We start from the raw sequence: 13,447 nt of genomic DNA on the forward strand, positions 1-13,447 counted from the left end.
TTGCCGCCACCATCGTCATTTTTGTTTCAAGATGTTGTTAATACCAATCCTAGAATTAATGCACTAAATAAAAGTTTTTTCATCTTTTTAAATTTTTTACGTTGAGTAACAAATATGAAAAAACATCGTAACGTTTGTAAAAAAAATTAACAAAATATTAAGACTAATTGCCGCACACAACTCCAGACTCTTGCAAGTCAGAGAGATAGGTTTTATAGGAAGTTCCTGTGTTTTGTCCGTTAACGGAAGCATTGCCATCGCTCTCCTCACACACTTGAAAACTGACTGTTTCAGGCGATGAACATGTAGTGCAAGAAACGCCATCATCTTTTTTACAAGAAATAATTAAAAGGATACAAGCTATTGCTATAAGGATAGAGATTTTATTCATTAAAATTTTTTAAAAGAACGATTATGTGGCTGAATTAATTTTGAGATTTCCCTTCGTTTTCTGTTCTCGTTGCATTTACAACATCTTCAAAGTCCATAGGTTTTCCAAGATAGACCAGGCTACTACCTTCCTCTACTTCCAGTTCCGCTGGGGCGATAATTAAATCTAAAAACCCATTGGGTCGCTTCATAAATAATGGAATTGCGTTTTCATTTTCACCAATAATATTTAAAACGCGTAAAAATTGATTATGGCTTTCCACTGGAATTTCTTGTATCGATGGAAAATCCTGTGCTACTTCCGTAAAACGGCTATAGTCATGTGTGTATGAAAACAATTCCTTTGCAGAAAGGTTTTGACGTTGCCTCATTTCTTCGGAAGTCATTAACCTGAAGGTTCCATTTTCCCCAAAATATTTTCCGAAGCGATTTATTGCCTGTTTATTAATCTCGTCACTACCAGTCATTGCTAGCAAGTAACCCACATCGTTTAGTTCTATGTTATCTGTTAAATCATCCGCATAAATATTTGCGGTAAACGCTTCCAAGCCTAGCTCTTTTGCCCTGTTTATATTTAATTGGTTGGAATCTATCAGCACAACATGACGATTGTTTTTGTGCAAATAAGTAGCAATTAATCGAGATGCTTTTGATGCACCAACCATAAGTATTCCTTCAGATTTTTTCAAAAATACTCCTAACCAACTAGCCATAACTCGTGCTGTTGTGGCGTTTATAATTACAGTTATCAAAACCACGGCAAAAACCAAGGGAGTAATATATTCTGCTCCAACAACACCCTTTGAAACTAATTGTGTGCCAAAAAGGGAAGAAATACCTGCTGCAACAATTCCGCGGGGTCCGACCCAACTAATAAAGAATTTTTCATTTGTTTTAAGCGACGAGCCAATGGTACTAGCAAAGACCGTTAATGGCCGGAGTACAAAAATAACAATAGCCAATAAAATTGCGGTTTTCCAATTATAAACCAACAAAAGATCTTCGACGCTTATATTTGCCGCAAGCAGAATAAACAGTATAGAAACCAGCAATACGCTGAGCGATTCCTTAAAATAAAGAAGCTCTTTAAGGCTCGGCAAATCACTATTTCCAAGAAACATTCCCATAACTACTACAGCTAAAAGTCCCGATTCATGCGCAAACAAATCACTTATTACAAAAACCGCCATTACGAGGGAAAGTGAAACTACATTTGACAGATAATGTGGCACAAGTTTCTTTTTGATTGAAAAGTAAAGGGCATATCCTGCCGAAATCCCGAAAGCCATGCCTATTAAAACAATTTTTCCAAAATCTAATAATGCCTGTTTTGTATAACCAGAATCGCCCTCAACGCTTATAAATTCATACACAAGTACAGCAATCAATGCGCCTATGGGGTCAATGAGAATACCCTCCCATCGAAGCACAGCAGCTACGTCTTTTTTAAGCGGAATATTTCTTAAGATTGGTGTAATTACAGTAGGTCCCGTTACAATTATTAAAGCAGAAAAAAGAAAAGATATACGCCAACTGAGGCCGAAAACGTAATAAGCCGCAATACCTGCACCAATAAATGTAATGGCAGCACCGATGCTGATTAGCTTCCCAATTACGGGGCCAACTTTTGAAATTTCACCGCGCTTTAAGGTGAGTCCACCTTCAAAAAGAATAATTCCCACGGCCAACGATACAAAATAGAACAAATTTTGACCCGGGAAAAGTCCTTTTTCTCCATTCCAAATAGGTTGTAACCATTGGGTTCCGTCTTCAGACATAAAAGTGGAAAGTGGGCCAACCAAAAGGCCAATCAATATTAAAGGGAGAATTGCTGGAATTTTAAACTTCCACGCAACCCATTGCGCCAAGATTCCTAAAATTATAATTCCTGCAAGTTCTACCATCTGGTTAGGTTTTCGGCTAAATTAAACATATTTGATTCCCCTAAAACATTAACATTTTGTTAAAAATAGCATAATTAATTTACTCAGCGCCCATTGGAGTGCAACGCTTTTATTAATTTGCGACTCAATTCCTCATAATATGCAATTATTCCCTATTGAAGCTGGCAATTTTAAACTTGATGGCGGTGCTATGTTTGGCGTTGTGCCAAAAACTCTTTGGACCAAAACTAACCCCGCCGATGAAAATAATATGATAGACATTGCCGCGCGTTGTCTTCTCATTCAAAATGGTAACCGGCTTACGCTGATAGATACCGGAATGGGTAATAAACAAAGTGAAAAATTTTTTGGCTATTACTATCGGTGGGGTGATTATAATATTGATGATTCTTTAAAAAAACATGGTTTTCACAGAGATGATATCACTGATGTTTTTATGACACACCTCCACTTTGATCATTGCGGTGGAGGCGTGCAGTGGAATAAAGACAGAACAGGATATGAACCTGCCTTCAAAAATGCAACTTTTTGGAGCAACAAAGACCACTGGCAATGGGCCACGGAACCCAACCGAAGAGAACAAGCCTCTTTTTTAAAAGAAAATATTCTGCCTATGCAGGAGAGCGGGCAACTGAAGTTTGTGTCAAAAACCAATTCAGATTTTTCTGAAGCAAAAGAACTTGACTTCGGAATCCTTTATGTGAATGGACATACCGATAAACAAATGATTCCACATATAAATTACAAAGGAAAAACACTAGTTTTTATGGCAGATTTACTACCAACTGCGGGACATTTGCCACTTCCTTTTGTGATGGGTTATGACACACGCCCATTGTTAACGCTTCCCGAAAAGGAAAAATTCCTAAAGAAAGCCGCAGAAAATAACTTTTATCTTTTCTTAGAGCACGACGCACATAACCCAATAATAACGGTTAAAAATACTGATAAAGGCGTCCGACTGAACGAAACCTTTTCACTAAATGAATTTTTTAATTAATACTTTTTTTCCAAAATGAAATGCCCATTCCTACATTTCATAACAAAACGAAGATGAATATTTGGGCATTCTTCTTCCAATAAAACAAATATTATATACAGATGAAACTTTTTAAGATCACCCTTTTTGCAGTTGCAATGTCAACTGTTTTGGTAAGTTGCGGCAGCGGTGCTGCAATTGTTGCCACCCCAATTCAGAATATCGATGCAAACCCTTTAAAAAATGCACCACTTGTTGATGCACAACTCAAGCACTGGCCGGCCATGGACTTGGTAAAAGATACCGTTCCCGGAATGAGCGTGGATAGAGCTTACAACGAAATTATCAAAAACCGCAAAGGTGAAACGGTAATTGTGGGTGTTATTGATAGCGGCGTAGATATTGACCATGAAGATCTTAAAAATGTTATTTGGACCAATCCAGGCGAAATAGCTGGAAATGGAATAGATGATGATAAAAATGGATTTATAGACGATATACACGGATGGAATTTTCTTGGTAACATAGAAGGCGAAAACATGGAATATGTTCGCATCATTAGAAAATTAAAGTCGAAATATGAAGGAAAAAGTGAATCTTCAATTAGCGCAGCAGATAGAGAAGAATACGCTTTATACCAAAAAGCGCAGGCAGAATACCAAAAGGAAACTTCAGAAATTACTGCTAATAAGGTTCGTTACGAACAAATTCTTTCGCAATTAAAGCCAATCCATGAGGCGATGGCAAAAAAACTTGGAAAAACAAATTACTCCAAAGAAGATCTTGCAGCAATAAAAAACCCTTCAGTACAAGAGCAACAACAAATTGCAATGCTCAACCAAATGCTCAATTTTGCAGATTCAGTACCAGCAGTTGTTGAAGATTTAGAAGGAGGTATAGAATATTTTAACGGAAGATTGGAGAACAACTTCAACATGACTAAAGATTTCCGTGGCGTTTTAGGCGATAACCCTGAAGATATTACGGACAATATATATGGAGATAATAATGTTGCGGGGCCAGATCCAACTAGAGAAAACGTAAAACATGGTACGCATGTTTCCGGAATAATTGCAGCACAACGCAACAACAAAATTGGAATGGACGGTGTAGCAAACAACGTAAAAATTTTAGTTGTTCGTGCAGTACCAGATGGTGATGAATATGATAAAGACATTGCATTGGCCATTCGTTATGCAGTGGACAACGGAGCAAAAGTTTTAAACACTAGCTTCGGAAAATATTACTCGCCACATGCAGATTGGGTTTATGAAGCCATTAAATATGCAGCCTCCAAAGATGTTTTAATTGTAAATGCTTCTGGAAATGATGGTTTTGATCTAGATACTGTAAATATTTATCCAAATGATCAAATTGACAACGGCTCAGAAATATCAGATTCCTTTTTAACCGTGGGAGCACTTAACTACAAATACGGAAGTGAATTAGTAGCTGATTTTTCTAACTACGGAAAAACAAATGTTGACGTTTTTGCACCAGGTGTAAAAATTTGGTCAACAACCCCATTGAGCACCTATGAATACTTACAAGGAACCTCAATGGCATCACCAGAAGTTGCTGGTGTTGCGGCAATGATACGTTCGTATTATCCTACACTTTCTGCAAAACAAGTAAAACAAATTATTATGGATAGTGGAGTTACAACAAATACGCAAGTTGTTTTAGGAGGCGAAGCTTCAAACACAGAATCTTTTGCAAACATTTCAAAATCTGGAAAAATGGTTAATTTGTATAATGCCCTTATTATGGCTGATAAAATGTCTAAACTATGAAGCACCTCTTAAACGGATTCTTTTTAACAGCAGTATTTTTTTCGGCTTTTGCACAAAACAATAATAGCTATTGGCAACAAGAAGTTGATTATAAAATGAACGTTCAAATGGACGTGAAAACCTTTCAGTATAAAGGAACGCAGGAATTGAAATACACCAATAATTCTCCCGATACTTTAAACAAGGTTTTTTATCATCTTTATTTCAATGCCTTCCAACCTGGAAGTGAAATGGATGTGCGTTCACGAACCATCGCCGATCCCGATAGTCGTGTTACGGATAGAATTTCTAAACTTTCCCCTTCTGAAATTGGTTATATAAAGCCAACTCTTTTCACACAAGATAACGTTGCGGCAACCTATGTAATTAAAGGCACTGTAATGGAAGTAATGCTGAACAAACCAATCCTTCCTGGTGAAAGCACAGTTTTTAATATGAATTGGGATGCACAGGTACCGTTACAAATCCGCCGTTCGGGAAGGAATAATGCCGATGGCGTTGCACTTACAATGACACAATGGTACCCAAAACTTGCTGAATACGATTTTGAAGGTTGGCACGCCGATCCATATATTGGGCGAGAATTTCACGGTGTATGGGGCGATTTTGATGTTACCATTACAATTGACGAGAATTACACAATCGGCGGTACTGGCTATCTTCAAAACCCTGCAGAAGTAGGTCACGGTTATACAGTTCCTGGTCAAAAACCAATGCATTCCGTAAAAGGAAAATATACTTGGCACTTTTTAGCGCCCGATGTTCACGATTTTGCTTGGGCGGCAGATGATAATTATGTTCACGATACCTATCCCGGACCTAACGGTGTGATGCTTCATTTTTTCTATAAAAACGATCCTGAAATTGCTGAAAACTGGAAAAACCTGCAACCCAAAACTGCAGAACTGATGCAGTTTTACAACGAAACTGTTGGACAATATCCATACGAACAATACTCTGTAATCCAAGGTGGAGACGGTGGAATGGAATATGCAATGTGTACAATGATTACAGGCGAACGTGAATTTGGAAGCCTTGTAGGCGTAACTGCCCACGAGCTAGCGCATTCATGGTTTCAGTTTGTTTTAGCTACCAACGAAAGCAAACACGAATGGATGGACGAAGGTTTCACTTCATATATTTCTAGCGAAGGGATGAATCTTATAATGGATCAGAAAAAACCCAATCCGCATATAGGTTCTTATCGCGGTTATATATTGATGGCCACCAGCGGACAAGAGCAACCGCAAACCACGCACGCGGACCGTTATGCAACCAACCGTGCATACGGAGTAAACGCATACAGTAAAGGTTCAGTGTTTTTATCGCAATTGGGGTATGTTGTTGGTCCAGAAAATCTTTCAAAAACATTAAAACGGTATTATTCAGATTTCAAATTCAAACATCCAACACCAAATGATTTTATCCGCACTGCGGAAAAGGTTTCAGGTTTTGAGCTAGATTGGTATTTGACAGATTGGACGCAGACCACAAATACAATCGATTACGGAATAAAAACCGTTGAAAACGAAGGCAATAATACTAAAGTAACTTTAGAAAGAATTGGTTTAATGCCAATGCCTATAGACCTTTATGTTACTTATGAAGACGGTTCACAGGAACTTTTTTACATTCCTTTGCGAATGATGTGGGGTGAAAAACCAAACCCATTTACAGAGTTAAAACGAACCGTTTTGGAAGACTGGGCTTGGGCTTATCCCACGTATACTTTCGAAATAAAGAATGGCAAAAAAGTAAAAAATATGATGATTGACGCCACGCAACGCATGGCCGACATAAATCTTGAAAACAATGCTTACGGAATAAAATAATCTTTACTTTCCTTTTTTCAAAGAGACCTCGCAAGTACTTAATACTGCGGGGTCTTTTTATATATTTACAATGTGAACCAAAATTTCCCAAAAAAAGAAAAATTAAAAAGCTCCAAAACAATAGAAAATTTGTTTTTGGAAGGAAAGACCCTTTCTAAATTTCCCATTAAAATTTTCTTTCTTCCGAAGGAAAATATAGAATCCAATCTCGTGGCATTTGCAGTGCCAAAGCGCAATTTTAAATCGGCTGTTGACCGAAACCGTGTAAAAAGACAACTTCGCGAAGCATACAGGCTTAACAAACAAATTCTTGATGAAATTCACGGCAAGAAATTTGTGATGCTCTTTCTTTTTTTAGGAAAAGTTAAACCGCAGTACGCCGAACTGGAAAAAGCAATGGTAAAGCTGCTTAAAAAATTAGGGGATGAAAATAGTTAGCGCTTTACTTTTATTGTTCGTTTTGGGATGTTCAAACGGCAGTTCCACTAAAAATTACGAAGCAGATTCTTCAATGGCAAGTATATCTGTTCCTGAAGATCCTTTGAAAATAGAGCAGTTTTCAGAACCACAATTGCAAGAGGAGCAGAAAATAATCAAAACAGCCCGCTTGGCTTTTGAAACAAAAGATGTGGAAGCAACCCATACAAAAATTCGTCAGCTTGCATCGCAATACAAAGGTTTAGTGCAAAGCGACAACAGTGGGAAAGACTACAACCGAATTTTTAAAAATTTGACAGTTCGAGTTCCTACAGAAAATTTTCAATCGTTTATTGACGGTATTTCCGAAGGGGTTAATTATTTTGACCAACGCGATATTTCGCAACAAGATGTTTCCGAAGAATTCATTGATCTGGAAGCGCGATTAAAAGCAAAGCGCACACTTGAAGATCGTTATCTTGAATTGCTGAAAAAAGCAAACAACGTAAAGGAAATGCTGGAAATAGAAAGAGAACTTTCCAATATTCGTGAAGAAATTGAAGCAAAGCAAGGCCGTTTGCAGTATCTTCAAAACCAAGTTTCAATGAGTACCGTAAATATTGAATTTTATAAAATCACCGCAGAAACAGGTATTACCCAATCTTACGGACAAAAAATGAAAAACGCCTTTCAAGGTGGCTGGAATGGTATTTCGGTGTTTTTCTTGGGCATTTTATACCTTTGGCCTTTATTCCTCGTTGCAATTATTATAGTTTTTGTTCTTCGTATATTTCTGAAGAAGAGAAAGAAAACACATTAAATTTCAGAAAATGAAAAAAAGAATCTTAATTCCCATAATCGCCATAGGCATATTTTTTACCACGGTAAGTTTCAAAAGTGATTTCTTTGAAATTGCCAAACAGATTGAAATTTTCACTACACTTTTCAAGGAATTGAATATGAATTATGTAGATGAAGTAACGCCCGCAACGCTTATGGATAAAGCCATAAAGGGAATGTTGGAAGATTTGGATCCATACACCGTTTACTGGAACGAACAGCAGGTTGAGGACGCTAAAATCAACAATTCAGGTATTTACACAGGTATTGGCGCTTCGGCTCAAAACAGAAAGGACAAAATAATTATAGTTGAACCCTATAAAGATTATCCGGCAGACAAAGCTGGATTGAAAGCAGGGGATGAAATCATAAAAATTGGTAATATAAATATTGCCGATATGGAAGAGGACGCGGGTGAATTGCTAAAAGGCGCACCAGGATCAACAGTTGATGTAACCTATAAAAGACAGGGGAAAACAGTAACCACAACCATTACTCGAGGTGCTGTAGAGCTTAAAGCTGTTCCCTTTTATAAATTGATGAATAACGATATTGGCTATATTGTTCTCTCACAATTCAACGGCAGAACAACTGTGGAAACGAAAGCTGCTTTGGTTGACTTGAAATCGCAGGGGGCAAAAAAAATAATTTTGGATTTACGTGGAAATCCAGGAGGATTGTTGAATGAAGCGATAAATGTGGTAAATCTTTTTGTAGATAAAGGCGAAGTGATAACGACTACAAAATCTGTAATAGAAAAATACAACCAAACCTATAAAACCAAATTTGATCCGGTGGACAAGGAAATTCCATTGGTAGTTTTGGTAAACGGAAGAAGCGCTTCTGCCAGCGAAATTGTTTCCGGAGGCTTGCAAGATTTAGATCGCGCGGTGATTGTTGGCGCCCGTAGTTTTGGAAAAGGACTGGTTCAGCGACCAAAAAAATTGACTTATGGTACACAGCTAAAGGTTACAATTTCAAGATATTATACGCCTAGCGGACGGTGTATTCAAGCTTTGGATTATTGGCACCGTGACGAAAATGGTGATCCCGTTCGGAAAGACGCTAAAGAATACAACGCTTTCAAAACTAAAGGAGGAAGAACGGTTTATGACGGTGGCGGAATTCTTCCGGATGTGGAGTTAAAATCTGCTGTTTATAGCCCGATTACAACAGCATTATTAAAAGACAACGCTATTTTTGATTATGCAACAAAATATTATTACAGCCATCAAATAACAGATTCGAAAAGTTTTAAATTCGGGGAAGCCGATTTTCAGGACTTTCTGAAGTTTTTGAAGGACAACAATTTTGAATACGAAACCGAAACTGAAAAGAAATTCGCCGAAGGTTTAAAAATTTCTGATGATGATGATTTGGGTAAAGACATTTCGGCAAGCTATAATCAACTTATGGCAGCAATTGATTCTGCAAAAGACAAAGCCATCGTTGAGAAAAAAGTGGAAATAGAATCATTGCTGATGGACGAAATTCTAAAGCGTTATTTTTATCGCGAAGGATTGTATAATTATCAAATTGAGCACAATCCAGAGATTTTGGAGGCAGTTGCTGTTTTGAATGATGAGGGTAGGTATAAGAAGATTTTGAAGTGATTTTCTTAAAAAAAATCTACTATTCCAATTTGTCATACATCAAAGAAACTATGAGAATAACTCTATTTACAATTTCAATAATTCTATCTATTTCAGCTTTTGGCCAAGAAGAGATTGAAACTGTTAATTCGAATAACTTTCAAAATAGTTATGTTTCAAAAATTATAAGCGCAGATAATATTTCTGAAGCAGAAAAATTTGCTAAAGAAGACATAGAAAATAATTCTCTATTTCTAATTGTTCCTGGAGGAATTGCTCCAATAATTTATGCTTCGGACTTTGATTTTAAATCTAAATATGGTGTTTCAATAATAAATTTTGGTTGTGAACCATTAGATAAAAAGGTTGCGGTTGCTTATAATATGAAGGTTTTTGATTTACTAATAGCGAATTACGGAAAAAAATGGTTGAAAGAAATCAGAGACGATGTAATTGGTTTGGCAGAATATAAAGCGAAAAAAGAATGAACTCCTTTCTAACCTTCTTCGAAACAATGCCCGTTTGGGTGAAAGCTGGTTTTTACTATTCCTTCCTTAAAGAAAATTAACACTCCAAAAATTCACTTAACAAAACCTTAACCGACTGTTTATCAATATTATCGTAACTTGGGAGTTATGGTACAAACAGAAAGAGACGAAAACAAGGAGATTCTAAAGGAATCTGTGGCCTATTTAGAGAACCGGGGTTTTGAACACATTCAGGCTGATGTGGAAGGTTATGAAACTCCAAAATCCTATCACAAAAAAGATAGCGATGTAGTAATTACTCCAGATATTGTAGCTGACAGAGCTGGAATAAAACATTATTTTGAAATCAGTTTAAAGTCAGAAAAACCAAGATTATTAAAATCTAAATGGCAATTTTTAGATACTTTGACGCGCATGCGAAACCAGCGTTTCAAAATAATTACACGCCGCGGGCATTATAAATTTACTGACGAAATGTTGAAAGATCTTAATTTGGAAAAGAACTTAATTAAACTCTAACCATAGCAATATGTGGAATACCATCTTCTAAATAACGGTCGCCGGTGGTTTTAAATCCATGGCTTTCGTAAAAAATAACTAAATATGTTTGAGCCGATATCTTTATCTTATCGGCTTTATATTTTGTTTTAATGGCGTTTATTGAGGCTTTTGTGATTTCGTGCCCATAACCAAGTTTTCGGTAGTTTTCACGCACTAAAACCCTTCCTATGGATGCTTCGTCAAAATAATCTCCCGCTTTAAAACAGCGTGTGTATGCAACAAGTTTTCCATCTTCCCAACCTAAAACGTGTAAAGCGCGCTCGTCCTTTCCATCAATATCTTGATATACACAATCCTGCTCCACAACAAAAACTTCGCTTCGCAATTGCAATAACTCATAAAGTTCGGTTATGTTTAATTCCTCAAAATTCTTTACTTCAATTTCCATAGCTTTTTAAATAAAATCAATCTTGAACAATAATATCTTTTGGGTCGTCCTTTTGGTGCTCGGGTTGAATTGTTACGTGGTTTATTCCGAAGTCGTGAAAAAGCACTTCTTCAACTTTGGTTAACACTGCATCAAATTGAGAAAGTGTAACGTCTTTATAAAAATCTACATGTGCTTCTAAATGTGTTTCTTGCTCATTAAGTTGCCAAATATGCATGTGGTGTATATTTTTTATCTCGGGAATTTTACAAACAGCGTCGTGAATTACTTCTAAACTTAAATCATCTGGGGTAAAAAGCATCAACACTTTAAAAGAGCTTTTCAATAAATCGTAACCCATAACGATTAAATATAGAGCAATAAGCAACGTGAGAAGGCTGTCCACCCAAAACCATTCAAAATATTTCATCAAAAGACCACCAATCAAAACAGCAACAGATGCAGCCATATCAGTAAACAAATGAAGATATGCTGAACGCATATTCATATTGCTTTTTGAATCTTTAAAAAGTAATAAAACACTAAAACCATTAACGGCAATCCCTAATATTGCCAACCAAATTACCAAACTACTTTTAATAGTGTGTGGATCAGTAAAACGAAGAATTGCTTCATAAATAAGGTAAATTGCAACCACGATCAAAGTAGCGGAGTTCACAAAAGCAGCAATTATTTCAGCACGCTTATAACCAAAGGTTTTGGTAACGGAAGCATCTTTTTTAGAATATCTATCGGCTATATAACTTACTATTAAAGAAAGCACATCACTAAAATTGTGAAGCGCATCCGACAATAGAGATAAACTCCCTGAAATTAATCCGCCGATTACTTGAGCAACGGTAATAACAATATTCAAAAGAATAGAAAGCAAAAGCTTTTTTCCTTTCAAATCAGGGTGTGAATGGTCATGGGAATGTGCGTGGCTATGAGGCATTGTAAAGGGTTATGAACACGCTATTTTTTCAACGCGGTTTTGGTGGCGACCACCTTCGAATTCAGTTCTTAAAAAAGTCTTTACCATTTCAACAGCTTGTGGTTTACTTGTAAAACGGGCAGGAATACTTAAAATATTAGCATCGTTGTGTTGGCGTGCAAGTTCTGTAATTTCCTTGGTCCAGCAAAGTGCTGAACGCACTTTTTGATGTTTATTGGCAGTCATATTTGCTCCGTTTCCGCTGCCGCAGATTATGATTCCAAAATCTACTTTTCCGTTTTCAACATCATTTGCAACGGGATGTACAAAATCTGGATAATCTACACTTGCTTCAGTATCGGTTCCGTGGTTAATAACTGTATGACCTTCTTTTTCTAAAAAAGAAATGATTTCAAACTTATACTCTGTACCTGCGTGATCGTTACCGACTGAAATTTTCATAACTTTAATTTTTTTCAAAGATAAAACATCGTCTTTTTATTTAAGTAGAATTAGAATTTTAATTATCCTAACGTTTGTGTTCTATACCAATTGAAAATCAAATGATAACGATTTCTTAACGAACACTTCATTATTTGGTTAACAACATTGTTGATATTTGTTTACGGAATTACGACAAGTAAAATTGCGAGTGTAAAAATTATTTACAATAGGTTTTAAATTTGCAGAACACCAAAAATTTAAGTCATTTTTTGCTTGTAAGTTGTTATCACAAATTCTTCCCTTTCAAACAATATTTCACTAAAAACTTGTGAGTTTCCACTTATCAAAACACGTTGTTCACAGTTGTTCATTACTCATGCTATCTCATTATTATAAAGGATTTTAAATCTTAAATATATGTTAATAACCTCTTATTAAAAGGCGATAAATTTATTTCAAAGTAAATTTTCAAAAAGTTATTGTACATATTAACACCCTATAATCATCACCATTTTTTATTTTAAAATTTCAAAAAAAACAAATGATGTATATATATATGTTGATAACAATAAAAGTAAGTAAAACGAATTTTTGAAAGTTGCTTAAACAATTTTAAGATTGGAAGGATGATCCAGATTTTTGATAATCTCTTCTGCTTGGGCTATGTCTTCAACATGCACTTGGAGTCTAATACCGCCAATGGCGTTTGAATAAAATGGAAAAACACTGATCATTGTTTCATTTTGAAAAAAGTATCGAATTTCCTCTTGGTCAAACAAAAGCTGAAGTACCGCATATTCTGCAGGGTATGAAAATATTGCTATGGTTTTAAAATGCTTCATTTTAGATTTTTATGAAAATAACAGACCCTTACTAAGGTACTAAATCTTTCCTAATGTAAACACG

General features: G+C 36.1%; 14 protein-coding genes. 8 read left to right on the plus strand and 6 right to left on the minus strand.

Going from position 1 to position 13,447, the window contains the following annotated elements; translation table 11 throughout:
- Positions 1 to 163 precede the first annotated feature (163 nt).
- Together AEQU1_RS02190 and AEQU1_RS02195 are read right to left on the minus strand one after the other, a co-directional pair.
- Positions 164 to 391: a hypothetical protein gene (locus tag AEQU1_RS02190; RefSeq protein ID WP_111878426.1), complete on the minus strand. Its 228-nt coding sequence runs from the start codon at positions 389 to 391 to the stop codon at positions 164 to 166.
- A 34-nt stretch (positions 392 to 425) separates the two neighbouring features.
- A complete protein-coding gene (locus tag AEQU1_RS02195) occupies positions 426 to 2,294 on the minus strand; it encodes a sodium:proton antiporter (RefSeq protein ID WP_111878427.1) in 1,869 nt (622 codons plus the stop codon).
- A 139-nt stretch (positions 2,295 to 2,433) separates the two neighbouring features.
- Here AEQU1_RS02195 and AEQU1_RS02200 point away from each other — a divergent pair, with 139 nt between their 5' ends.
- The 8 genes from AEQU1_RS02200 (at position 2,434) to AEQU1_RS02235 (ending at position 10,754) form a co-directional block, all read left to right on the plus strand.
- Positions 2,434 to 3,294: an MBL fold metallo-hydrolase gene (locus AEQU1_RS02200; protein ID WP_111878429.1), complete on the plus strand. Its 861-nt coding sequence runs from the start codon at positions 2,434 to 2,436 to the stop codon at positions 3,292 to 3,294.
- Positions 3,295 to 3,395: 101 nt separating this feature from the next.
- Positions 3,396 to 5,066, plus strand: a complete 1,671-nt coding sequence (locus AEQU1_RS02205) for a S8 family peptidase (protein WP_111878430.1) — start codon at positions 3,396 to 3,398, stop codon at positions 5,064 to 5,066.
- The gene (locus tag AEQU1_RS02210) at positions 5,063 to 6,898 is read left to right on the plus strand and encodes a M1 family metallopeptidase (RefSeq protein ID WP_111878432.1); all 1,836 of its coding nucleotides are present in this window, start codon (positions 5,063 to 5,065) and stop codon (positions 6,896 to 6,898) included. Before AEQU1_RS02205 ends, AEQU1_RS02210 begins: the two co-directional genes overlap by 4 nt.
- Positions 6,899 to 6,970: 72 nt before the next feature.
- On the plus strand, positions 6,971 to 7,336 hold the full coding sequence (gene rnpA / locus AEQU1_RS02215) for a ribonuclease P protein component (protein ID WP_258455098.1): 366 nt from the start codon (positions 6,971 to 6,973) through the stop codon (positions 7,334 to 7,336).
- Positions 7,323 to 8,135, plus strand: coding sequence for a DUF4349 domain-containing protein (locus AEQU1_RS02220; protein ID WP_111878435.1), 813 nt, complete (start codon positions 7,323 to 7,325; stop codon positions 8,133 to 8,135). The genes rnpA and AEQU1_RS02220 overlap by 14 nt, the downstream gene beginning before the upstream one ends.
- 10 nt (positions 8,136 to 8,145) lie before the next feature.
- The gene (locus AEQU1_RS02225; RefSeq protein ID WP_111878436.1) at positions 8,146 to 9,768 is read left to right on the plus strand and encodes a S41 family peptidase; all 1,623 of its coding nucleotides are present in this window, start codon (positions 8,146 to 8,148) and stop codon (positions 9,766 to 9,768) included.
- 50 nt (positions 9,769 to 9,818) lie between these two features.
- Positions 9,819 to 10,235, plus strand: a complete 417-nt coding sequence (locus tag AEQU1_RS02230) for a hypothetical protein (protein ID WP_146743704.1) — start codon at positions 9,819 to 9,821, stop codon at positions 10,233 to 10,235.
- 147 nt (positions 10,236 to 10,382) lie between these two features.
- Positions 10,383 to 10,754: a hypothetical protein gene (locus AEQU1_RS02235; RefSeq protein WP_111878438.1), complete on the plus strand. Its 372-nt coding sequence runs from the start codon at positions 10,383 to 10,385 to the stop codon at positions 10,752 to 10,754.
- On the opposite strand, the gene AEQU1_RS02240 is transcribed toward AEQU1_RS02235, so the two are convergent.
- From AEQU1_RS02240 to AEQU1_RS02255, 4 genes are all read right to left on the minus strand, one after another.
- On the minus strand, positions 10,744 to 11,184 hold the full coding sequence (locus AEQU1_RS02240; protein ID WP_111878440.1) for a GNAT family N-acetyltransferase: 441 nt from the start codon (positions 11,182 to 11,184) through the stop codon (positions 10,744 to 10,746). The genes AEQU1_RS02235 and AEQU1_RS02240 overlap by 11 nt on opposite strands.
- Positions 11,185 to 11,200: 16 nt before the next feature.
- Positions 11,201 to 12,118 carry a cation diffusion facilitator family transporter gene (locus tag AEQU1_RS02245; RefSeq protein WP_111878441.1) on the minus strand — a complete coding sequence of 306 codons (918 nt, stop codon included), beginning with the start codon at positions 12,116 to 12,118 and terminating at the stop codon, positions 11,201 to 11,203.
- A 9-nt stretch (positions 12,119 to 12,127) separates the two neighbouring features.
- Positions 12,128 to 12,559 (minus strand): ribose 5-phosphate isomerase B, encoded by a 432-nt coding sequence (gene rpiB, locus AEQU1_RS02250; RefSeq protein WP_111878442.1) that lies wholly within the window; start codon positions 12,557 to 12,559, stop codon positions 12,128 to 12,130.
- A 584-nt stretch (positions 12,560 to 13,143) separates the two neighbouring features.
- The gene (locus AEQU1_RS02255; protein ID WP_111878444.1) at positions 13,144 to 13,383 is read right to left on the minus strand and encodes a DUF2007 domain-containing protein; all 240 of its coding nucleotides are present in this window, start codon (positions 13,381 to 13,383) and stop codon (positions 13,144 to 13,146) included.
- Positions 13,384 to 13,447: the final 64 nt, after the last annotated feature.

Source organism: Aequorivita sp. CIP111184 (assembly GCF_900489465.1).
GTDB lineage: Bacteria > Bacteroidota > Bacteroidia > Flavobacteriales > Flavobacteriaceae > Aequorivita.

Coding starts and splice junctions, on each gene's coding strand:
- AEQU1_RS02220 (WP_111878435.1), top strand. CDS start 7,323: ATGAAAATAGTTAGCGCTTTACTTTTATTGTTCGTTTTGGGATGTTCA.
- AEQU1_RS02190 (WP_111878426.1), bottom strand. CDS start 391: ATGAATAAAATCTCTATCCTTATAGCAATAGCTTGTATCCTTTTAATT.
- AEQU1_RS02210 (WP_111878432.1), top strand. CDS start 5,063: ATGAAGCACCTCTTAAACGGATTCTTTTTAACAGCAGTATTTTTTTCG.
- AEQU1_RS02205 (WP_111878430.1), top strand. CDS start 3,396: ATGAAACTTTTTAAGATCACCCTTTTTGCAGTTGCAATGTCAACTGTT.
- AEQU1_RS02225 (WP_111878436.1), top strand. CDS start 8,146: ATGAAAAAAAGAATCTTAATTCCCATAATCGCCATAGGCATATTTTTT.
- AEQU1_RS02240 (WP_111878440.1), bottom strand. CDS start 11,184: ATGGAAATTGAAGTAAAGAATTTTGAGGAATTAAACATAACCGAACTT.
- AEQU1_RS02255 (WP_111878444.1), bottom strand. CDS start 13,383: ATGAAGCATTTTAAAACCATAGCAATATTTTCATACCCTGCAGAATAT.
- AEQU1_RS02245 (WP_111878441.1), bottom strand. CDS start 12,118: ATGCCTCATAGCCACGCACATTCCCATGACCATTCACACCCTGATTTG.
- AEQU1_RS02230 (WP_146743704.1), top strand. CDS start 9,819: ATGAGAATAACTCTATTTACAATTTCAATAATTCTATCTATTTCAGCT.
- AEQU1_RS02200 (WP_111878429.1), top strand. CDS start 2,434: ATGCAATTATTCCCTATTGAAGCTGGCAATTTTAAACTTGATGGCGGT.
- rpiB (WP_111878442.1), bottom strand. CDS start 12,559: ATGAAAATTTCAGTCGGTAACGATCACGCAGGTACAGAGTATAAGTTT.
- AEQU1_RS02235 (WP_111878438.1), top strand. CDS start 10,383: ATGGTACAAACAGAAAGAGACGAAAACAAGGAGATTCTAAAGGAATCT.
- AEQU1_RS02195 (WP_111878427.1), bottom strand. CDS start 2,294: ATGGTAGAACTTGCAGGAATTATAATTTTAGGAATCTTGGCGCAATGG.